Raw genomic sequence first — 21,530 nt, forward strand, 5'->3', positions numbered from 1 at the left:
TCTTAATCAAACAAGCTACTGATGGATTGACGTTCATGAACACGAATGATCGCTTCACTAATTAAACCGGCAACGGATAGTTCAGTGATTTTTTCGCTTGCTTTTTCTTCCCCAAGAGGGATGGTATTCGTTACAACTAGTTCTTTAATTTTAGAACGGTCAATGCGCTCAATAGCAGGTCCTGACAGTACAGGGTGAGTACAGCATGCGTACACTTCTGTAGCCCCGTTTTCAACTAGTGCATTGGCCGCTAATGTGATTGTCCCCGCTGTATCGATGATATCATCAATGATAATCGCCGTTTTTCCTTCAATATTCCCAACGATATTCATAACTTCAGAAACATTGGGACGAGGACGTCGTTTATCAATAATAGCGATTGGTGCTTTTAATCGATCGGCCATTTTGCGAGCACGCGTCACACCGCCATGATCCGGTGAAACGATAACGACATCTTCAAAGTTCTTCTCTTCAAAGTAATCTGATAAAATCGGAACCCCTACCAGGTGGTCGATAGGCAGGTTGAAGAACCCTTGAATTTGAGGAGCATGAAGGTCCAGCATAAGGACACGGGATGCTCCCGCTGTTTCCAGAAGATCCGCTACCAGCTTAGCCGTAATTGGTTCACGTGCCCGAGCTTTACGATCTTGACGTGCATAACCATAATAAGGCATTACGACGTTAATCGTTCTGGCTGAGGCACGCTTCAAGGCATCAATCATAATCAGGAGTTCCATGATGTGCTGGTTCACAGGTTCAGACGTAGATTGAACAATATACACATCACATCCGCGGATACTCTCTTCAATATTAATTTGGATTTCTCCATCGCTAAAGCTTGTTACCGTACACTTTCCTAATTCCACCCCGATATTTTCAGCAATTTCCTTAGCCAATTCAGGGTTGGAGTTCAGTGAGAATACTTTCAGTTTTGAATCCTTATATCCAGTTGCCATGGATGAACCCTCCGTTACTCTTTTTTATTCGACTTCATTTTTGCAGCATAACCTTCTTTGTTGGTCTGCCTCGCTCTAGCGATAGATAAAGCTTCAGCAGGGACATCCTCATTAATCGTAGAACCTGCAGCTACATAAGCACCTTTTCCGACTGTTACAGGAGCTACTAAATTAGAGTTGCACCCGATGAAGGCATCATCTTGTATCGTGGTTAAGTGTTTATTATGCCCATCATAATTCACAGTTATTGTACCACAACCGATATTCACTCCATCTCCAACTTCTGCATCCCCTATATAACTCAGGTGGGAGACTTTACTTCCACTTCCGAATGAAGCTTTCTTAACTTCCACAAAGTTTCCTACTTTCACTTCATCTCCTAAGGAAGAAGCCGGACGAATATGAGCATAGGGTCCTACCTGCACACGTTCACCAATTTGGCTGTCGGCTGCCACACTTTGTTTAATTACTGTGCCTTTTCCGACAGAACAATTCGTAATCGTTGAATGAGGACCTACCACCGCATCCTCTTCGATGATCGTGTTCCCTTCAATTATACAGCCAGGCTCTATTACAACATCACTGCTGATTTGTACGTCCGGACCGATATAAGTCTGGTCAGGATCAACGATCGTAACACCATTTCTCATATGCTGCTCATTAATACGCTGTTTCATTAACTTTTCTGCTTTAGATAGTGCCACTCGATCGTTTACTCCGAGTGATTCAGAAAAATCAGGGGTTTGATAAGCACTGATCTTATCGGATTCGTTCTTAAGGATCTCAATTACGTCGGGCAGGTAATATTCGCCTTGCGCATTATCATTTGCAACATTCTGCAAAGCTTCAAAAAGTTTCTGGTTATCAAAGCAGTAAGTACCTGTATTGATTTCCTGGATCGCTTTTTCTTCTTCAGAAGCGTCCTTTTGCTCCACAATTCGCTCTACTTGCGCATTGCCGCCCCTTATTACGCGGCCGTAACCTGATGGATCATCTGCATGGGCTGTAAGTATAGTGGCTTGAGCATTTTGTTCATCATGATGATCCAGCAGCTTTTGCAGTGTTTCGGCTGTTAATAAAGGGGTGTCTCCGCACACAACGACGGTTGTTCCTTCTTTATCAGCCAGAATATCCTCTGCTTGTAAAACCGCATGGCCTGTCCCGAGTTGTTCTTCCTGAACGACATAGTGACTGTCCTCACCCAGTTGATGCTGAACTTTTTCAGCTCCAAATCCAACAACCGTAATTAATTCGTTAAGTTCCAGTGTATTTAGTTGATCAACGACGTGCTGCACCATAGGCTTACCGCACACAGGATGCAAAACCTTATATAGTTTTGATTTCATGCGAGTGCCTTGGCCTGCTGCCAGCACGACAGCATATCGGTTAGTCATGAACGTACCTCCATCCTATTTATCCATTATGAATAATATCTTAAAATCCTCTTGATTTCAACAATCCGTCCTTTTATAAAGAAAGCTCTACAAAATAACTTTTTCCCCATAAAAAAGGAGTCTAACCTAAAATAAGGTAAGACTCCTTTGCGCATCGTTAGTATTAGGAAGCTCCGGCTTCTTCATATTCCACTTCTGATTGTTCCTCATCACCAGCACGCTCGTAAGCTTCCAGTACAGCATCTTGAATTTTTCCACGTGTACCAGAATTAATCGGGTGTGCAATGTCTCTGAACTCCCCATCAGGAGTACGTTTACTAGGCATCGCTACAAACAATCCATTGTTACCATCAATCACCCGTATGTCGTGGACAACAAACTCCTGATCTAAGGTAATAGAAGCAATTGCTCGCATTCTTCCATCAGTATTAACGCGTCGCAGCCTTACGTCAGTTACTTCCATTATCATTCACCACCTTTTTTACAAAAGAACTTATGTAGTTAAATTCCACAAAACGGTAAAAATTCCTGCAACTTTTATAAAAAAATTTCTATTCGTTTGATTTTTCTTCCAGTCTATAAAAAAAGAAAGCCCCGAACTAAGAAGTCAGGGCTCTCTGGAGACGCTATAAATAATTTAGAAGATTTCCAGGAATAACTTCAATGGAACCTTTACGATCGTCCGCATTCAGGATTTGAACAAGGGAAATGTAATCATCCACCACTCGTTCTTCATCCTCATCTTCAGCTTCAGCTAAAACGCCGATACCGACCACCTCAGCGTTAAATTCATTAAGAAGGTTTTTCATTCCACTGATGGTGCCTCCTGCTTTCATAAAATCATCTATAATACAAACTTTAGAGCCTTCTTTTAGAGAGCGTTTCGTTAAAACCATGGTCTGAATCTTACGTGTCGATCCAGACACATAATTAATGCTAAGAGTAGATCCTTCCGTAACTTTAGGATCCCTTCTTGCAATCACAACCGGGACATTTAAATATGAGGCGACGGCATAGGCAAGCGGAATACCTTTCGTCGCTACCGTAATAATGGCATCAATTTCTCTATCTCTAAAAGCAGAAGCAAATAAACGGCCAATGCTTCTTGTTGCTTCCGGATCTCCTAGAATGTCACTCATAAATAAATAACCACCAGGCAGAAGCCGCTCCGGACTTTCTAAGCGTCTGCACAATTGATGAACGAACTCTTCGCTGTACTCTTTAGAAAAGGCCGGAATATACTTAACTCCTCCTGAAGCTCCAGAAACAGACTCTAAATAACCAATACCTTCATGTTGAAACATTTTATTAATAATCCCTAAATCCTCACTAATTGAGGACTTAGCCGCATGATATTTTTCTGAGAAAAATGGCAGCGAAATTAATTCGCGTGGCCGATCAAGAATAAAATGAGTCATTGCAACCAACCGTTCACTTCTTTTCATTGGCAATACACCCCGAAATCCGAATATTAATAATAAATATATCAGATTTGTACGGGTTTCATCAAGTTCTTTCTTGATATCCGAGCATTCGAACGACGTATACCTCTGTACAAAAACCTTTTAAGCTGTTGTAAATCCTTTGTGCTCTGGCATCCGTATCAACCAGAGAAAAAACGGTTGGACCGCTGCCGCTCATTAGTACAGCATCCGCTCCAGCCTGCCGCATCTGTTCTTTAATTTGGCCTACTTCTCTGTGAAGGTTCAGAGTCACACCTTCAAGCGTATTCCCTACCTGGGCACAAATGGCTTCAAAATCGTAATCCATTAATGCTTCAATCATCGCATTGGTGTTGGGATGATGCGCATCAGCGAGGTTGAGATTCTGATAGACCGTTTGGGTAGAAACACCGAGAGGGGGCTTCGCTAACACCACCCAGCAAGGGGGAGGAGCCGGAAGAGGAGTAACCTTTTCACCCCTTCCGGTCGCATGAGCTGTTCCTCCGTAAACACAGAAGGAAACATCAGATCCAATTTCAGCCCCTAAAACAGCCAGTTCATCCAGGCTTTTGTTTAAGCCCCAGAGGCGATTGACTCCTCTAAGTACAGCTGCTGCATCACTGCTCCCTCCCGCGAGACCAGCAGCTACCGGAATGTTCTTCTCAATAAAAATACGCACGCCCTGTTTAACTGAATAATGGTCTTTCATAAGTTTAGCTGCCCGATACGCAAGGTTACGTTCATCATTTGGTACGAAACGACTTTCCGACTCTACACGTATGGAACCGCCCTCTAACGTGTTCAACTCAATCCGGTCAGCAAGGTCTACGGTGGTCATCACCATCTCGACTTCATGGAACCCATCTTCGCGTTTATGTAAGACGTCTAAAGACAAATTGATTTTAGCGGGAGCTTTTTCAAAAATTTGCATTCAAGCACCTCATCCTAACAGATTATCTTAAAGCATTGTACCATATTTTAAAGCGTTAGGCAGAGGACCTGAAATTTGCATATCTCCTTCAACCAGACTTCGGTAATCTCTACGTTGATTTTAAAGAAAACCTTCCGTTTCTTTAAGAATCAGTTTCGAGATAGTTAGGCCCGTTACTATATGTGGAAGATGGCTGGTGGGGAAATAACTCGTCTTGTTCCATCACCCAGACACTCGAGACATAAGCCGTTCACCAACGGACGGAAAAACCACCATCCTTTTGATGCTCGGCTTATGCTGGTCGTGTCTTTCGGGGTGATTGCACACTTGAACACTTTCCTATGGCCCTAAACGACGTAGGGTCGATCGACGTTGCCACAGGACGTGGCGACCTTAGTCGATCCTCCTTTTACCATCAGCTTCCTCGCTCGCGTTCCCTGGAGCCCCTTTCTCCATAAAATATCTCGAAACTGAGTCTTACAGTAAACGGCCAAATTGTTGAATAGATACATTGAAGTCGACACAGGGTTAGATGTAAAAAAGCTCCTTGAGGCCAATGAAGGCTTCAAGGAGCTTTAATTTATTTTTGCTGTTCTCTCATCATCTGTTCTTCTGCTATCTCTATCGCCCGTTTTACCATATTGCCGGCTTCGCGTGTTGTAATACCGCCCCAGCCGTCCTTTTGAACCTTGTCGTAAAACCCGAGTTCTTTCGCGATCTCTTCTTTCAACGAATCGGACATCATACTTCTTCTACGTCCCATCGTCTTCAGCTCCTTTCGCAACCACTTAAGTTACGACAAGGTTAGTATATGATTTCGAGAGTAAGCTATACGAGGAATGATTGGATGATTTAACAACAATTTCTATTTTATAAAAAAATAAAAAGCAGCAAACGGAGAGTTTACTGCTCAAGAGCCAAGGTCTGTAAATCATCGAAATTCAGTTCTACAGTCTCGGTAAGAACATCGGCATAGCTATAGGATACACGTTCAAAAGCATTTTCTTCCTGGTCCAGTTCAACAATAAAAACGGCTGGGTATGTTTCAGCCAGAATTCCTGAGCGTTCAATCGTTTTACGACGCCCACCATTTGCTTTCAAGGTTAGACGTCTGCCAATTTGCCCTTCCAGGGATTGTTTGATTTCTACTAACGTTTTAGCCACTACACTCCACCTCACTGTTATTTATGTTACCACACAGATTGGACAAAGTCAAATAAAATTATTAATTATACCAATATGTCAAAATCAATGTCAACATAAAAATTTAATAGATGTTGTCTGTTAGGCTATCCAATAACAGGAAAAATATGTGACTTTCTTCAAAAAATGAAAAAGACCTTGCGTTTTCTTTTCTTTAGGCAGGTCTTTAACATGTGCGGACCAAACACACGTTAATTTAATTATATGGTCGTTTCTGTTCAAATATAACTGCGTTATGCCCAACAAATTTATAATAATCGCTGGCTATTTATCAGGAGGGGTCTTCCGAATGTTCCGAATAAGGAATACCGATTCTAAGCAACCCCCGAGTTTCTACTCCTCCAAGGCCCTTTTCTCCACTAATCGTATTACGGATGACTTCCCAAATATTAATATGATCCATAAAGGAAGTATAAGCCACACGAGCCGCTACATATACGGGATCAATCGCGTGTATATTAACCCTCGAAGGCGAACTGGCAAAATTAGCTCCAGCTCTGATTAAAGATTCAAAATGCGATTGGCAGGCTCCTGCGAAGATAACCATTTGGTCAAAGTTCGGATACTTCTGCCTTATATTCCTAACCGCCTCTACAAAATAACGGGAGTGGCGATATGCTTCAAGCTCTCTTACAGAACCTTTAGACTTTGAATAAGCATCATGACCTGTAAGCACCACAATTTCAGGATGGACTTTTTCAATCAGCCCCATTACCTGATCAGGCATTTCTTTTTCATGAACGTATTGCCCATGAACTTGTATTCCCAGCTCCTCATAAAGAGCAATACATTTCTTCAAGAAGAGAGGATCTCCATCTATGTGAAGAACACGAGGAGGAATTTGAAAATAATTAACATCCTTCCCTGAAGCATAGCCACTCTCAGCTTGGGAATCTCGTTTCTCTTTTAGGAGTCGATAATCCTGTTTAAAGAGTCTGTATGAAAAAGCTTCCTGCTCATCTACTTCTACTTTTCTTCTGTGGTATTCGTCTCCACTCACTTTTTCTAGATCCTCAAGGGGCGCATCCGCTTCTAAGCGGATATGTTCTCCCATGAGTTTAACAAGTGGTTTATCACAATTTTTCACACGGAAAATGATATCATGCTGATACGACTTTCTTGTAACAAGATCTCCTTTTGTTATCATGATTCACCCACCTCACAACGAGCACTACATTAGTCTATGTGAGTTTGGCGGCCCTGTGTCACTTACATGGATTCTGTATAAAAAACATTCGCTAATCGGGCAAACTCTTCCATCGTTAAGGATTCCCCCCGGCGCCCTGGATCAATGGTAACCTTCTCGAGACGATGTCGAATCTCTTCCTTATCCATTTTACCTTTAAAATGCCGGGCTAAGTTATTCATCAAGGTTTTACGGCGCTGGCCGAATGTTGCTCTTACTACCTCAAAAAAGAAGTTCTCATCTTCTACCTCAACAGGTGGCTGATCCCGCATTTTAAGATGAAGCACTGAAGAATCGACATTTGGCTGCGGCATAAACACGGTCTTAGGTACGTGCATAGATACATGAGCTTCGGTGTAATACTGCACAGCTATAGAAAGCGAGCCATAGCTTTTTGTATTTGGCTCAGCGGCCATACGATCGGCCACTTCTTTTTGAATCATAACTGTAATACTGTTAATCGGAAGCTGATCCATCAGTAGTTTCATCAAAATAGGTGTCGTAATGTAATAGGGAAGATTCGCTACGACGTGGATCTCTTGTCCTTCATGGAAGGTATTCTTAATAACGCTGGTAACATCAGCTTCTAATATGTCCTGATTGATAATGTGTACATTATCGTAATCACTTAGTGTATCTTCAAGAATAGGGAGCAGTCGCTGGTCAATTTCAAAAGCAGCTACCCGATCTGCATGAATAGCCAGTTGTTCGGTCAGCGCCCCAATTCCCGGCCCAATTTCAATAGCTCCCACAGAACGGTCAATCCCTGCATGCTCGATAATGTTTTTCAATATGTTTACATCTATTAAGAAATTTTGGCCTAAACTCTTTTTAAAAGAAAATCCATAGGTTTCTAATATTTCCTTTGTCCGTGTAGGTGTAGCGACTGCTTTTTTATTCATTGCTTTCCTCCTCTATGATACGCTGCATGGTCTCTTCTAATTGTTCTGGAGTGATTTGAAACATGTTTAAACGTCGGAGCAATTGCTTCCCGTTAGTTTTGCCGATATGAAGTTCGATCCCGAGTTTTTCTCTTCTCTTTCGTGCAGAAGGACCTCCAACGAGTCCATATCCAATTAAATCTTCTTTGTTGATATGACCCTCGGAAAATTCCATTAGTTCATAGACAGCCCCCAACGCTTCCTTAATATCATCTACAGTAGCATGTTCAATCCCCACTCCTTTATCACTTTTGGCACGGGCCAAGTGCTTAGGTAAAAAAGCATGCTTGCAGCCGGGAACGTATTGATCTACGATGTGTCGAATCCGTTCTCCCGGGAAGTCAGGATCCGTAAAGATGATGACCCCTCGTTTTGCTTGAGCGTGGCTGATCTGTTCTAATACCTCTTCATCAATAGCGGATCCATTCGTTTCAATGGTGTCCGCATCTACAGCTTCACGAATTCTCGCGGTATCATCTTTTCCCTCCACTACAATTACTTCTTTTATTTTCAACTTTATTTCCTCCTGTTTATTCACCTCGATTAATCTTTTCATAGCATACCACGAGTGTATAACGGAAAAAAAGCAGAGGGAGGATGCCTCTGCTTAGTCCAGAACTTTGACTTTAACTTGCTGGCTGTCAAAGCTCAGCGCTTCTTTTTTCTGGACGAAATAGATATAAGTTTGCTAGTTATCGCTTGCTCAGTATCTCCAGCAACAGCATCCGTAGTCTTCTGCCAAGATCCAAGTTTTCATTGGAATCACAAACGTACCTTTCACAATCGGTAGCTTATCTTTAATATTTAAGCTCTGTTAAGGTTTTATTGTTGATTTTTCATAAGAGGCTTGTTACACAATAGGGCCGGTTAGTCGAGTCAGTTTCGAGATAACTCGAGTCCGTTACGTTAGTTGGCGAAGGGCTGGTGAGAATAACGGACACTTTTTTTTAAGAGCTAATGCTCTCCATCATAATTGGTCCTAAATGCTTTTATGACAGGCCATTTCACATCGTTATATTGCATAAAAATAGCCTCATGATCACATACTTTTTTCTCATCAACCCGTCGATGTCTAAAGTGGTTTCGAGTTTCTGATTTGGCAAGGTCCGGAGGGGGACGATGAAGACTCCTGTGGGATAAACATGATCGGTGAGACCCCGGAAGGCGAAGACTGAGGAGGCTCAGCACAAGGGATGTTCGACTAAGGTCGCCACATCCTGTGGCAACGTCGAACGACCCTGCGTCGTGCAGGGCCGGAAAGCGAAATCGTCCCCAGTAGGACCTACTTCTCACGAAAGTCTCGAAATTGAGTCTTCCGCTAACGGGAGCTTAACCTTAAAATCAACACGGAAGTTTAACAGAGCGAATACTAAAAGATGATTTAAAGAACCTAATTCAAAAAAAGAAGCCAGCTTTGATAGAGCCGGCTTCTTTTTTATGGAATTTCACCTAAGTGATTAACATAACCATCCTGTTCCAATTCCAGTACAAATAAAGGGAGGTTCTATAACAAGGTTGGACTATGATTGAATACCAAAGAATTGCAGAGCGTTAGAGGTTGTTACTTCGCTCACCTCTTCAAAAGATATTTCTTTTAACTCCGCTATCTGTTCAGCAACCATTTTTACATAAGATGGTTCATTGCGCTTGCCTCGATTTGGATGAGGGGCAAGGAATGGACAGTCCGTTTCTACCAGCAGGTGCTTCAAGTCGATCGCTTTAGCAACTTCTTTCGGCAGTTTAGCATTTTTAAAAGTGACCGGCCCTCCGAGAGAAATCATAAAGTTCATATCTATACATTCCTGGGCCGTTTCAACCGGGCCGCTATAGCAATGCATGATTCCTCCTACTTCAGAAGCGTCTTCTTCTTTTAGAATTTCCACAATATCATCAGTCGCTTCACGATTATGAATAATAATGGGCATCTTCACTTTCTTAGCCAGACGTATTTGCTTGCGAAAGACATCTTTTTGTACGTCTACCGGTGACTTATCCCAGTGGAAATCAAGCCCCATCTCTCCAATGGCAACGACCTTGGGATGAGAAGATAATTCTTCAATCCACGCAAGCTCTTTATCGGTCAAATCAATGGCATCCACAGGGTGCCAGCCGACGGCCGCATAAATCTTTTCATGGCTTTCCGCAATTTCAATGGCTTTAGGAATCGTTTTATGATCAAAGCCCACGACCGTCATATACTCCACTCCCGCTTCTTTGGCACGTTGAATGGTTTCTTCTAAGTCTTCCTCGAATTGATCCGCATTTAAGTGGACGTGTGTATCAAATAGCATAGAATTCCCCTTTCTTCTTCATTTGATAACAAAAAGGGAAAGCTTCATCTGGCTCTCCCTTTTTGTCATCGTTTCAGTTATTTCACTTTTGTACCATTGCTAAGCGTCTCATCTACAGAAGCCAAGGATAATGTACCCTGATCATCTTCACCAGCAAGAATCATCCCTTGAGACAATTCTCCCCGAAGCTTCACTGGTTTTAGATTCGTAATACAAATCACTTTTTTACCAACTAGCTGCTCGGGACTGTAGTGCTCAGCTATTCCTGAGATAACCTGGCGTTTTTCATAACCAAGGTCCAGCTGAATCTTTAATAGTTTATCCGTTTTTTTCACGGGCTCAGCCTTAACGACTTCAGCCACACGGAAGTCAAGCTTCATAAAATCATCGATTGTGACTTCCTCTGTTTCCGGCTTCGCTTCCTGCTCTTCTTCCTTAGGAGCAGCAGGCTTCTTCATCATATCTTTAATAATCTGCGTCTCTTCTTCAGCATCCAGACGCGGGAAGATCGGCTCTTCTTTCTGAACAACCGTACCCGCTTCTATCGCACCAAATTCACTAAGACTCTGCCACGTTTTTTGTGATTCTTCTTTTACACCAAGCTGTGTAAAAATACGCTCAGGTGTGCGAGTTAAGAACGGTTGAAGCATAACTGCGATTTGACGCAGGGACTCTGTCAGGTGGGCCATAACATTACCAAGACGATCTTTCTTACTCTCGTCTTTAGCTAGTATCCACGGCTGCGTCTCATCAATGTACTTATTCGTACGGCTGATGAACTTCCAGAGATCAGCAAGAGCTACCGAGAACTCCATGTTTTCAAGAGCATTCTCTACATTATGGCGGGTTTCAAGCGCAAGCTGCTCCAGGCTTTGATCATATTCGTCTTCGCGAAGGGTAAGCTCCGGAATTTGACCATCAAAGTATTTACTAACCATGGCTACCGTACGATTGAGTAAGTTCCCAAGATCATTGGCAAGGTCATAGTTGGTTCGCTCTACGAATGCTTCTGGAGTAAAGACGCCGTCAGAACCAAACGGAACTTCACGAAGCAGGTAGTAGCGCAGTGCATCCAGACCATAACGCTCACTTAGCTGGACAGGGTCTACCACATTCCCTTTAGATTTGGACATTTTTCCATCTTTCATCAAGATCCAGCCGTGGGCAAACACTTTTTTCGGAAGCGGAAGATCCAGAGCCATGAGCATAATCGGCCAGTAAATCGTATGGAAACGGACAATTTCTTTTCCTACAAGCTGAACATCAGCAGGCCAGAATTTCTGGTAGCGCTCATCATCTTCTGTATCGAATCCTAGAGCTGAAATGTAGTTACTCAACGCGTCAATCCACACATAAATAACGTGCTTCGCGTTACCTGGCACTTCTACACCCCAGTCGAAAGTTGTCCGGGAAACCGCTAAGTCTTCGAGCCCCGGCTTAATGAAGTTATTGATCATTTCATTTTTACGACTCTCCGGCTGGATGAACGAAGGATTGTTTTCATAGAACTCGAGCAATTGATCTACATAATTACTCATCTTAAAGAAGTAGGATTCTTCTTTTACTTTTTCGACTGGACCGCCGCAATCAGGACAGTGTCCCTCGTCAAGCTGACGTTCAGTGAAAAAGGATTCGCAGGAAGTACAATACCAGCCTTCGTATTCATCCAAATAGATATCGCCTTTTTTCATTAAGTAATCAAAGATTTTCGTAACGACTTCTTTATGACGATCTTGCGTAGTACGAATAAAATCATCGTATGAAATATCGAGTTTATCCCATAAGTCATTAATACCGCTGACAATATCATCCACGTAAGCCTGGGGCTGAACCCCTTTTTCCTCTGCTTTACGCTGAATTTTCTGTCCATGCTCATCGGTACCGGTTAAATACATGACTTCATACCCTTGCAATCGTTTATATCGTGCCATAGCATCACCAGCTACAGTCGTGTAAGCATGTCCGATATGCAGATTACCGCTAGGGTAATAAATCGGAGTGGTAATATAAAAGGTTTTCTTTTCCTCTGGCATTATTTTCCCTCCTCTGAAATTCCAAGCTGTATAAGCTTCCATCCATTCATAATGGCTATTGTAACATTCTATCGATTTATCTACTTTATTTCCATTCCTAACATTAAAATATACCGAAAGTATAGGATAACTGTCAAAAAAAAGTTAAGATTATACATTCCACATCTGTCATTACTTTGGTAAAATTAAGTGTAATCATATAATGGTTATTTCAACCATTTTTGGTAGAGTTCAAATTTTCTATAACTCGTACAGGCCTGTTCAGTTACTCCGTGCCACCAACCTAAATACCCTAGATGGTATGAGAGATTGGAAATAAACTTGGGTTATAAGTAATTGACACGTTTGGGAATGGTTGGTACTATAATTGCGAGACATATGTCGAAACATGACGAAATAACTTTTGATTGAGGGGAGACAGAAAAATGAAATCTACAGGTATCGTACGTAAAGTTGACGAGTTAGGTCGCGTAGTAATTCCGATCGAACTACGTCGTACATTAGGAATCAATGAGAAGGACGCGTTGGAAATTTATGTTGACGATGATCGCATCGTTCTTAAAAAGTACAAGCCTAACATGACTTGCCATGTTACGGGGGAAGTTTCTGATGAAAATATGAAACTAGCAAATGGCAATCTTGTGTTAAGTAAAGAAGGCGCACAAATTCTTCTGCAAGAACTACAGCAAAATCTTAAATAGATAAATACACAAAAAGTAGACGACACTGGTTAATAGAGAGCATCAAACAACTAGACATATGTTGTAAATCACATCCCTTACTGTTCACAGGCCTGGCAGTAAGGGATTTCTTTATTCTTGGACGTGGTAAGCCTGGTAAACTTCCCGTTTGGAAAGTTTTCGATCTATGGAGGTTTGCTTAATCGCCTGTTTGCTTTTCAATTGTTCTTTTTCCATGTAGTGCTCCACGTGTTCGACAACGGATAAGTGCGTCCACCAGAACGGATCCTCTTCTTCCTCTTCAAAGGATGCTCCTTCAACAATTATGCAGAATTCCCCCCGTATATCTTCTTTCGTTGACCATTCAAGGAGATCTTCCAAATTACCTCTTACGAATTCTTCATACCTTTTTGAAAGTTCCCTTGCAATACTAGCCTTTCGATTTCCCAGCTGTTCATGCGTATGGGTGAGCATTTCCTTTAATCGGTGCGGTGATTCATAAAAGATTAAGGTAGCTTGTAAGGACTGGAGCTTTTCCAATTCAGCTATCCTGTCTTTCTTCTTACGTGGCAAAAAGCCACAAAAATAGAATTTATCTGTTGAAATCCCTGAGCCCGCTAAGGCAGGAAGTGCCGCATTCGCTCCGGGAAGCACAATCACTGGGATATCCTCTTCCACGCACTCTTTAACCAGATCTGCTCCAGGGTCTGAAATTCCTGGCATACCAGCATCACTGACTACGGCCAGCTGTTCTCCGTTCCTCATGCGTTCGACCAGCTGCAGTCCCCGCGTTTGTTTATTATGTTCATGATAACTGATTAATGGCGTCTGAATATCAAAATGATTAAGAAGCTTTTTAGTATTTCTTGTATCCTCAGCCGCGATTCCATCAACCTCATTCAGAGTTGATACAGCCCGAAACGTCATATCTTCTAAATTACCTATAGGGGTAGGCACGACATATAAAGCTCCAGTATCTGACCCATCTTCCTTATAACTTTTCTGTATTTTCACCTTCGCCGCCTCCTTCCAATTTTTCAGCAATCCATTTCTCTTTTTTTACCCGAGATAACTGCTTAATTCGATATTCCTGCTGTAAAGCTTCTCGTTTAGTTTCGAATGCTTTTGTACACTCAAGCTTAAAGGGACCCCGTCCACGTGTGTACTTGGCTCCTTTTCCGACCTCGTGCTTTTTTAAACGCTCTTCCAGATTATTGGTGTAGCCTGTGTAAAGCGATTGATCACTGCACCGCAGAATATAAACCATATGCTTATTCCCCATACAGAATCTCCTTCAATTCCGAAGTGTATTCATCTTCGGAGGTAAGGGCATATAAAGGGGGCAGAATCTTAAGTCCTGGTTTGCCATCTCTGGTTCCTTCAATTAATAAAGTGTTCGCTTCTTTTCCTTCCTTTGGATAAACAAGACGCATTCGCTTAGGCTCTAAGCGGTATTTTCGAAATAGTTCTATGATCTCTACCATACGCTCTGGTCGATGAACCATAGAAACTTTACCGCCTGATTTAGCTAACCGGCTGCAGGCTTCTATAACCTCTTCCAGCGTACAATAAATTTCATGACGGGCAATCGCCAAATGTTCATTTATATTTCGCCCGTCCATTTGAGGAGTAGGAAAATATGGAGGATTACAGGTAACGAGATCAAATTTTCGATTACCATAACGAGCCGGCATATCTTTTAAATCGCCATGGATCATATCCAGCTGGGATTGGAGATTATTTAATTCAATATTTCGGCAAGCCATGTCGTAAAGTCTTTCCTGAATTTCCACCCCTGTAATTGGTACCTCAGAGCGGGTGGATAGAAACAAAGGAATGACGCCATTCCCTGTACAGAGGTCGAGAATCTTCCCTCTTGTTTTAGGTACATATGTAAAATCAGCCAGTAATACGGCATCAAGGGAAAAAGCAAATACCGTCGGACTTTGAATGATTCTCATATTTTGTTTGGCTAATAAAAAGTCAATTCGTTCGTCATCATATAGTTGTACCATCATGCTTGTTTCCTTTCTAACATATGGTGTTAATCATATCTTCTTTATCTTAGATGTTCCTAATAAGCTTATCATGGACATTTTTTATTTAATATAATGCTCAGTTAATTCTCCGTGTTGATTGTTAAAGAAAAGCTCACGTTTGTGTAAGACTTAGTTTCCAGATAGTTGGGGCCGTTACTCTATGTGGAAGAGGGCTGGTGGGGAAATAACTCGCTTTCCTGTGGGGGAACTGGTGAGCCTCCTCAGTCGTTTCACTCCTTGCGGGGTCTCACCTAGATCCTTCTCCCACGGGAGTCTCGCCATTTCCCCGCCAACCCAAGTCTGATTTTGTGAACGGACCCTTCAAGAAGAGAAAAGTTCTCCTCCTTAATCTGTATTAAATGCTTTTATGACAGGCTATTGCGGGTCGTAACATCCTGAAAATAGGTAGAAAACCACATGGTCTCATTCCTCATCACGCAGGTGGTGTTTGAAGTGGTTTCAAGCTTCTGATTTGGCAAGGCCCGGAGGGGGATGATGAAGACTCCTGCGGGATAGACATGATCGGTGAGACCCCGGAGAGCTTTAGCTCGAGGAGGCTCAGCACATGCCCGCGGAAAGCGAATCATCCCCCGCAGGACCTTTAAACTAACCCAATATCTCGAAATAGAGTCTTCAACTAAACGGCCCTATACTTTAATAAAGCTCTTATAAAATTAATAACTAGATTTAACAGACCTTAATATAAAGAGAGCCTTTCCTTGGATGAACAAGGAAAGGCTTGGACCTGGGATTATTTTTTCTTATTTAAAAAGGATAGACAAAATAAGCAATCTTCATCTCTCGGGCTTCCAAAGTGTATATTACAAATGTGGAATCCCTCTTCATAAAGTCTTGCCAGATTATCATAACCCTCTCCTACAGCAGGACCGCGCTCCGGCTTTGGGCCGGAAGAGGTTTGCCCCTTTTCTGCTTCGTGTTCCTTGTCTAAACGCTGCCGCAAATGATGATTCTCAAGCGATAAATGCTGGTTTTCTTCTAGTAAATAAGCGAGCTGTTTTTTTAGATCACCGAGCTGTTCATAAAGCTCTCCTATTTGAGATTCTAAATGGGATACATGTTCGAATATGGCTTTTTTATTCACGCTTGACTCCACCCTTTTATTCTGCGGCTTCGGTTTGGACGACTCCTTCATCAATTAATTCCTGCAAGGAGTACTCAAGAACACGTTCTTTTTCTCTAAATTCGATTTGTACCATGCGCTCAAGCATATTTAAACCGACAACTTTACCTTTCCCGAAGGAAGTAGAAATGCTCTCGCCTAGATCAGGAAGCTCTTTCTTAGCGGCTTCATAATCGTCATTTTCATACTTAAGACAGCACATAAGCCTCCCGCACAATCCTGAAATTTTTGCCGGATTTAACGAGAGATTCTGGTCTTTCGCCATTTTTATGGATACAGGTTCGAAATCCCCTAAAAATGTAGAACAGCATAGCATGCGTCCGCATGGACCGATACCTCCAAGCATTTTAGCTTCATCCCGTACTCCAATTTGGCGAAGTTCTATCCGGGTTTTAAACACGGAAGCTAAGTCTTTCACTAAGGTTCGGAAGTCAACACGGCCATCTGCTGTAAAATAAAAAATTACTTTATTACGATCAAACGTATATTCTACGTCTACAAGATTCATGTCCAATTTATGTTCACGGATTTTCGCTTCGCAGACACGATAAGCCTCTGCAGCGTTGTCGTTGTTTTCATCCACCGTCACCTTATCCTTATCATCCGCAATACGGATGACTTTCTTAAGTGGTAAGACTACGTCTTCTTCATCTACGGATTTATTAGCAATGACAACTTTTCCGAATTCAATACCGCGTACGGTTTCCACAATGACATAATCTTCTGTGGTCATTTTTAACTGTCCAGGGTCAAAATAATAAATTTTTCCCGCCTGTTTAAATCGGACACCTACAACTTCGATCATCCGGATCATCACCTCTGTAGTTGAAGGGTAAGTTGTTCCATCACTAAATTAGGATGGACATTCTGATTTATCTTTCGTTTCGCCTCAAGGATATAGGACAAACACTGCGCTGCTGACTGTCTCGACCACCTCATGGCCGACTGCTCTAATTTCTCTCGCTCCGTGGTAAAAATAATGGAATTTTCCCGGTCCAAATAATAGTTAATTACATCCTGGAACCAGAGCATTAAGACATCAAGCCCGCGCTGTAGCTGTTGTCTTTCCTTAAAATGAGGCATCCACTGATGGTTGATAAATAAAAGTCCTTCATTTGGTTTATTTTGAAGCACTTCAATTAATTGTATCACTAATTTTCGCACATTAGCAAACCAATCATCGTCATTGATCTCCATAGCTTCCGTTAAATTATTCGTTAAGGAAGCTAATATTTTTGCATTCGATTGAGACACGCCTTCTTCCATTAGTTTGCTTTCAATTCGTTCTGGATTGAGAGGCTGAAAAGCGAGAAGCTGACAACGTGATCGTATCGTATCCAGCATCGTCTGGCCGCTTTCCGTAAGCAGCATAGCCGTTGTTTGCTGGCTCGGTTCTTCCAGAAACTTCAATAGACGGTTCGAAGCATTGGTGGTCATCCGATCGGCATCGACGATAATATAAACTTTTCGATTAGACTCAAGACCGGTATATGTGAATTCTTTCTGAAGATGAAGGATCTGTTCTTTTTTTATAGATTGGCCATCAGGTTCAATCCAATGAAGATCAGGATGATTTCCTGAGTCTACCCTGTTACAGTCCCGGCATGCCTGACAGGGAACAGCCCCTTCACGATATTTACAGAAGATACTTTTAGCAAAAAGGATACTCATTTCCCTTTTCCCCGTTCCACGATTACCTTGAAATAAATAGGCATGCGAAATACGGTTCTTATGAAAGCTGTTCATTAACATCTGAGCAGCTAAGGGCTGAATTTCTTTCATTTCTGTCCATGTCTGCATATTATTCGTCCGTCCTTACGTATATAAATTAATGAGCAGACCTTTAATCTCTCCGATAAGCCCTAGTAAGTCAATCGTTTTCTTCTCCTCATCCACAACAGCTTCCGTCAACTCGGCCAATTTATCATCTATTGACTCGACAAGAGTTAACTTTCTTGTTTGTCCATACTGATTCCAACTGTGAGAATGCTTTAAGTTCATTCCATAGTTAACGGATTCTTTGACGAAATCTTTGATCAGTCTTTTATATTTAGCCAGGTCACGAAATGAACGGACTCGGGCAACACGCTCCCCTTGAGCATTTATACTTTTAATAAGCTGATTAAGCTGGACTTCTTGAAGCTGCCTGGTCTGGGATTGAACGAGTTGATCAAATTTTGGTCTTCCTTGTGAGTGTTGGGCCGCTTGCTTCTGGGCAGACTCCATTTGAGCTCGCATATCCTGGCTGATTTTCATGTAAGGCGGCTCCTTTACGTTAAAACTGGAAGAAAGAATCGATAGGTAAAATAAATACCGTAGCTCCTCCGACTTCTACTTTTACAGGCTTTGGAATATAAGAGTCCGCATTACCTCCCATCGGAGAAATAGGCGCTACCATTTGTTCGCGCTGACTGCAGTTATTTCTTATGATTCCCAGAGCATCGTCCACTTCTCCGTCCTCACATCCAATCATAAACGTGGTATTCCCTTCTCTCAGGAAACCACCTGTCGTGGATAATTTAGTAGTTTTAAAATCGTTTTCTGCTAAGGCATCGGTCAAACGATTACTATCTTTGTCCTGGACAACCGCAATGATCATTTTCATTGGATCGAACCCTCCTGTTGGGTATTTTATATCATTATAACAAAATTAGTTATTTAGCTGCGGGAAGACGGGTGCGAAGAACTTGATAAGCTGCTGTTTTCACCTTATCAAAAGGCTGCCCGGCATTGATTACTTTAATACGATTAGGATACTTTTCAGCCAGTTGATGATAAGCATCGTAAACCTTTTTGTGAAAATCTATTTCCTCAAGATCTAAACGGTTCTGCTCTCTGCCTTTATTAGCTGCAATTCGGCTCAGACCTTCACCTGGTTCAATATCAAAAAGCAGTGTAAGTTCAGGCATGCAATGTTCGATAGCAAAATCGTTCACTTGATACACTTCATCCATTCCTAACCCACGTGCATACCCTTGATAAGCAAGACTGGAATCGATAAAGCGGTCACATAGCACAATTTTCCCTTCTCGAAGGGCAGGCACTACTTTTTCTACTAAATGCTGTCTTCGGGCTGCCGCGTATAGAAGAGCCTCTGTACGAGCATCCATAGCCGTATGAGAAGTATCCAAAATAACTTCACGGATCTTTTCAGCAATTTCGATTCCGCCCGGCTCCCTTGTTTCAAGCACCTGGTATCCTTCTTCACTCAGTTCTTTTCCCATTGCACGCAGCATGGAAGACTTTCCTGCACCTTCCCCGCCTTCAAATGTTACAAATAATCCTTTCACGACAATTCTCCTTTAACCACTCGCACCCCTGATTCAATTCTTTCATTTTGAAAACGGGCTCCTTGCGCCAGAAGCGACTGGATTTGTTTTCTATGATCATTGGATATACGCTCACCTTTCATAAGCAAAGGAATGCCCGGAGGATATGGAATGACATCTTCAGCTGATACATACCCCACAGCTTGAGACCAGTCAGCCCATTCTGATGGACTGCCTTCCAAATCAGAGTAGCTTATATCTAAGGTTTGAATTTTGGGAAACGATGGTTGGTCTATTTTTATTGTAGCATGCTTTTGTTTGTTTTTTAATTGCGAATCTACACCATTTAAGCGGTGTTTTAAGAGTTCCAGATCCATATGAGGACTTAATCCAAATGTAAGTAATACTTGTTTGGATGTAGCAAGTTCAGGATAGATTTTGAGACTCTCAAGGACTGCAGCTGCATCAAACCCCGTAAGATTTTTAGTTTCCAAAGTCATTTTAAGAGGGTCATCATAATCGGAAAGTGGTTTTACTTCCCAATGACTGGTTGCTTGCTTAAAAATCTGTCTCACTTCATGAATGACAGACAGGGTAGATTGTAATTCGTCTCCCGTTTGTTGTGCTAAAAAATATCTGGCAAGATCAAGACTTGCCATCAGCGGGTAGGATGGGCTGCTCGATTGCAAAAGTTTTAAATAATGCTTCAGTTTAAAAACGGGGAATTGATCCCCCTGGCAATGTAGATACGAACTCATTGTCATCGCTGGAGCCATTTTATGGGCCGATTGAACAACAGCATCTGCTCCAAAACGTAAAGCGGAAGTTGGAAAAGGTGGCCCCAGCTGAAAATGGACTCCGTGAGCCTCATCCACCAGTACGGGAAGATTATGTGCATGACATATTTCCACGACTCGATTTAAATCATATGTACGCCCAAAATAATCCGGGTACGTTAAACAAACAGCTTTCGCATCAGGGTACATTGTAATGGCATGTTGAACCGATTCTGCCGAAAGCTTACTATATCGCCCGGTTTCTACTTCAAATTCAGGAGAGATAAAAACGGGAGAAGCCCCTGCCAGTTCTATCCCATGTAAAACTGACTGATGGCTGTTTCTTTGCACAATGACGATATCTCCACGCTGACATACAGAAAGAATCATCGCTATGTTTCCTGTTGTACTTCCATTCACTAAAAAGAAGGACTCATCACTGCCAAAATATTGGCTGGCTAAATCCTGCGCATCAGCGATTACTCCTTCAGGCGAGTGTAAATCATCAAGTCCGTGGATTTCAGTAGCATCTATAGCTAAAATAGAACTAAAAATCCCTTGCCCTTTGTCCGGCCATACCTGTCCAAACTTATGACCTGGGACGTGAAAGGAAAAGGGGGCCTGCTTCATATGATGAATTAACGCATCGTAAAGAGGCGTTTGATTTTGATCGTGCACTAGCATTCACCTACTTTTTTATCTCTCATCCTATCGTACCGAAAACCCGGTCCCGGAGCAATTCCATAAAAAAATCACTCCATAATAGATGAAGTGATTATTCTATAGCTGCTAAGCTTTTCTTAAGAAGGGATCATAGACCGATGAGCTTTAGACATTTGATTTACATAAAACTGATATTTAGGATCATCGGCGGACGTCTCTATCATTTCTTTCTCACAAGAAGTACAGATATAAACTCTTAATAAATAGATGCCTTGTTCCGTTTCTTTTGAACATATGCTGCAGCAATCCTTACGAGTCATTCAAATTCCCTCCCCTGTTTCCTTCTAATCTATTAACTAGGTACCCTATCTATTTCTATTATCTCCGAATCTATCATTTCTATACATCCATCAAAAAAAAAGATATAAAAAAACCTTAGAATTTATTCTAAGGTTAACTATTGACGTGGCGGCGTCCTACTCTCACGGGGATCGACCCGACTACCATCGGCGCTGAAGAGCTTAACTTCTGTGTTCGGCATGGGAACAGGTGTGACCTCTTCGCCTTCACCACCACATCATATAT

General features: G+C 42.1%; 24 protein-coding genes and 1 rRNA gene. 1 reads left to right on the plus strand and 24 read right to left on the minus strand.

Annotation, left to right across the window (positions count from 1 at the left end; genetic code table 11):
- Positions 1-2: 2 nt before the first annotated feature.
- The 12 genes from ACTWPM_RS18835 to metG all read right to left on the minus strand — a co-directional run bounded on the left by ACTWPM_RS18835 (position 3) and on the right by metG (position 12,377).
- The gene (locus ACTWPM_RS18835; protein WP_443134524.1) at positions 3-956 is read right to left on the minus strand and encodes a ribose-phosphate diphosphokinase; all 954 of its coding nucleotides are present in this window, start codon (positions 954-956) and stop codon (positions 3-5) included.
- A gap of 14 nt (positions 957-970) precedes the next feature.
- Positions 971-2,350, minus strand: a complete 1,380-nt coding sequence (gene glmU, locus ACTWPM_RS18840) for a bifunctional UDP-N-acetylglucosamine diphosphorylase/glucosamine-1-phosphate N-acetyltransferase GlmU (RefSeq protein ID WP_443134525.1) — start codon at positions 2,348-2,350, stop codon at positions 971-973.
- Positions 2,351-2,513: 163 nt separating this feature from the next.
- Positions 2,514-2,813 (minus strand): septation regulator SpoVG, encoded by a 300-nt coding sequence (gene spoVG, locus ACTWPM_RS18845; RefSeq protein WP_041601130.1) that lies wholly within the window; start codon positions 2,811-2,813, stop codon positions 2,514-2,516.
- Between the two features lie 163 nt (positions 2,814-2,976).
- A complete protein-coding gene (purR, locus tag ACTWPM_RS18850; protein WP_443134526.1) occupies positions 2,977-3,795 on the minus strand; it encodes a pur operon repressor in 819 nt (272 codons plus the stop codon).
- A 61-nt stretch (positions 3,796-3,856) separates the two neighbouring features.
- Entirely contained in the window at positions 3,857-4,723 is an 867-nt protein-coding gene (ispE, locus tag ACTWPM_RS18855) for a 4-(cytidine 5'-diphospho)-2-C-methyl-D-erythritol kinase (protein ID WP_443134527.1), read from the minus strand.
- 580 nt (positions 4,724-5,303) lie between these two features.
- Positions 5,304-5,486 (minus strand): small, acid-soluble spore protein, alpha/beta type, encoded by a 183-nt coding sequence (locus ACTWPM_RS18860; RefSeq protein ID WP_443134528.1) that lies wholly within the window; start codon positions 5,484-5,486, stop codon positions 5,304-5,306.
- 140 nt (positions 5,487-5,626) lie between these two features.
- Complete coding sequence (veg, locus tag ACTWPM_RS18865; protein ID WP_014641354.1) at positions 5,627-5,887, minus strand: biofilm formation stimulator Veg; 261 nt, start codon at positions 5,885-5,887, stop codon at positions 5,627-5,629.
- Positions 5,888-6,197: 310 nt separating this feature from the next.
- A complete protein-coding gene (yabG, locus tag ACTWPM_RS18870) occupies positions 6,198-7,073 on the minus strand; it encodes a sporulation peptidase YabG (RefSeq protein WP_443134529.1) in 876 nt (291 codons plus the stop codon).
- A gap of 62 nt (positions 7,074-7,135) precedes the next feature.
- The gene (gene rsmA / locus ACTWPM_RS18875) at positions 7,136-8,014 is read right to left on the minus strand and encodes a 16S rRNA (adenine(1518)-N(6)/adenine(1519)-N(6))-dimethyltransferase RsmA (protein ID WP_443134530.1); all 879 of its coding nucleotides are present in this window, start codon (positions 8,012-8,014) and stop codon (positions 7,136-7,138) included.
- Positions 8,007-8,567, minus strand: coding sequence for a ribonuclease M5 (rnmV, locus tag ACTWPM_RS18880; RefSeq protein ID WP_443134531.1), 561 nt, complete (start codon positions 8,565-8,567; stop codon positions 8,007-8,009). Before rnmV ends, rsmA begins: the two co-directional genes overlap by 8 nt.
- A 1,006-nt stretch (positions 8,568-9,573) precedes the next feature.
- Complete coding sequence (locus ACTWPM_RS18885; protein ID WP_443134532.1) at positions 9,574-10,344, minus strand: TatD family hydrolase; 771 nt, start codon at positions 10,342-10,344, stop codon at positions 9,574-9,576.
- A 77-nt stretch (positions 10,345-10,421) separates the two neighbouring features.
- Positions 10,422-12,377 carry a methionine--tRNA ligase gene (metG, locus tag ACTWPM_RS18890; RefSeq protein ID WP_443134533.1) on the minus strand — a complete coding sequence of 652 codons (1,956 nt, stop codon included), beginning with the start codon at positions 12,375-12,377 and terminating at the stop codon, positions 10,422-10,424.
- 425 nt (positions 12,378-12,802) lie between these two features.
- Between metG and ACTWPM_RS18895 the strand changes: the two genes are divergently transcribed.
- Entirely contained in the window at positions 12,803-13,078 is a 276-nt protein-coding gene (locus ACTWPM_RS18895) for an AbrB/MazE/SpoVT family DNA-binding domain-containing protein (protein WP_014641347.1), read from the plus strand.
- Between the two features lie 111 nt (positions 13,079-13,189).
- Here ACTWPM_RS18895 and rsmI read toward each other — a convergent pair whose 3' ends face one another.
- The 12 genes from rsmI to rrf form a co-directional block, all read right to left on the minus strand.
- The gene (gene rsmI / locus ACTWPM_RS18900) at positions 13,190-14,071 is read right to left on the minus strand and encodes a 16S rRNA (cytidine(1402)-2'-O)-methyltransferase (RefSeq protein WP_443134534.1); all 882 of its coding nucleotides are present in this window, start codon (positions 14,069-14,071) and stop codon (positions 13,190-13,192) included.
- Positions 14,049-14,339 (minus strand): GIY-YIG nuclease family protein, encoded by a 291-nt coding sequence (locus ACTWPM_RS18905; protein WP_443134535.1) that lies wholly within the window; start codon positions 14,337-14,339, stop codon positions 14,049-14,051. The genes rsmI and ACTWPM_RS18905 overlap by 23 nt, the downstream gene beginning before the upstream one ends.
- Positions 14,329-15,072: a tRNA1(Val) (adenine(37)-N6)-methyltransferase gene (locus ACTWPM_RS18910; protein WP_443134544.1), complete on the minus strand. Its 744-nt coding sequence runs from the start codon at positions 15,070-15,072 to the stop codon at positions 14,329-14,331. The genes ACTWPM_RS18905 and ACTWPM_RS18910 overlap by 11 nt, the downstream gene beginning before the upstream one ends.
- Positions 15,073-15,847: 775 nt before the next feature.
- Complete coding sequence (yabA, locus tag ACTWPM_RS18915) at positions 15,848-16,198, minus strand: DNA replication initiation control protein YabA (protein WP_443134536.1); 351 nt, start codon at positions 16,196-16,198, stop codon at positions 15,848-15,850.
- 16 nt (positions 16,199-16,214) lie between these two features.
- Positions 16,215-17,042, minus strand: a complete 828-nt coding sequence (locus ACTWPM_RS18920; RefSeq protein ID WP_443134537.1) for a PSP1 domain-containing protein — start codon at positions 17,040-17,042, stop codon at positions 16,215-16,217.
- Between the two features lie 8 nt (positions 17,043-17,050).
- The gene (gene holB, locus ACTWPM_RS18925; RefSeq protein WP_443134538.1) at positions 17,051-18,037 is read right to left on the minus strand and encodes a DNA polymerase III subunit delta'; all 987 of its coding nucleotides are present in this window, start codon (positions 18,035-18,037) and stop codon (positions 17,051-17,053) included.
- A gap of 15 nt (positions 18,038-18,052) precedes the next feature.
- Positions 18,053-18,493: a YaaR family protein gene (locus ACTWPM_RS18930; protein ID WP_443134539.1), complete on the minus strand. Its 441-nt coding sequence runs from the start codon at positions 18,491-18,493 to the stop codon at positions 18,053-18,055.
- Between the two features lie 19 nt (positions 18,494-18,512).
- A complete protein-coding gene (locus tag ACTWPM_RS18935; RefSeq protein ID WP_443134540.1) occupies positions 18,513-18,842 on the minus strand; it encodes a cyclic-di-AMP receptor in 330 nt (109 codons plus the stop codon).
- 49 nt (positions 18,843-18,891) lie between these two features.
- Positions 18,892-19,527, minus strand: coding sequence for a dTMP kinase (tmk, locus tag ACTWPM_RS18940; protein ID WP_443134541.1), 636 nt, complete (start codon positions 19,525-19,527; stop codon positions 18,892-18,894).
- Positions 19,524-20,960: an aminotransferase class I/II-fold pyridoxal phosphate-dependent enzyme gene (locus tag ACTWPM_RS18945; protein ID WP_443134542.1), complete on the minus strand. Its 1,437-nt coding sequence runs from the start codon at positions 20,958-20,960 to the stop codon at positions 19,524-19,526. Before ACTWPM_RS18945 ends, tmk begins: the two co-directional genes overlap by 4 nt.
- 122 nt (positions 20,961-21,082) lie before the next feature.
- Positions 21,083-21,265: a sigma factor G inhibitor Gin gene (locus ACTWPM_RS18950; protein ID WP_443134543.1), complete on the minus strand. Its 183-nt coding sequence runs from the start codon at positions 21,263-21,265 to the stop codon at positions 21,083-21,085.
- 143 nt (positions 21,266-21,408) lie between these two features.
- A 5S ribosomal RNA gene (rrf, locus tag ACTWPM_RS18955) occupies positions 21,409-21,522 on the minus strand.
- Positions 21,523-21,530: the final 8 nt, after the last annotated feature.

Source organism: Halobacillus sp. K22 (assembly GCF_052246795.1).
Classification (GTDB): domain Bacteria; phylum Bacillota; class Bacilli; order Bacillales; family Halobacillaceae; genus Halobacillus.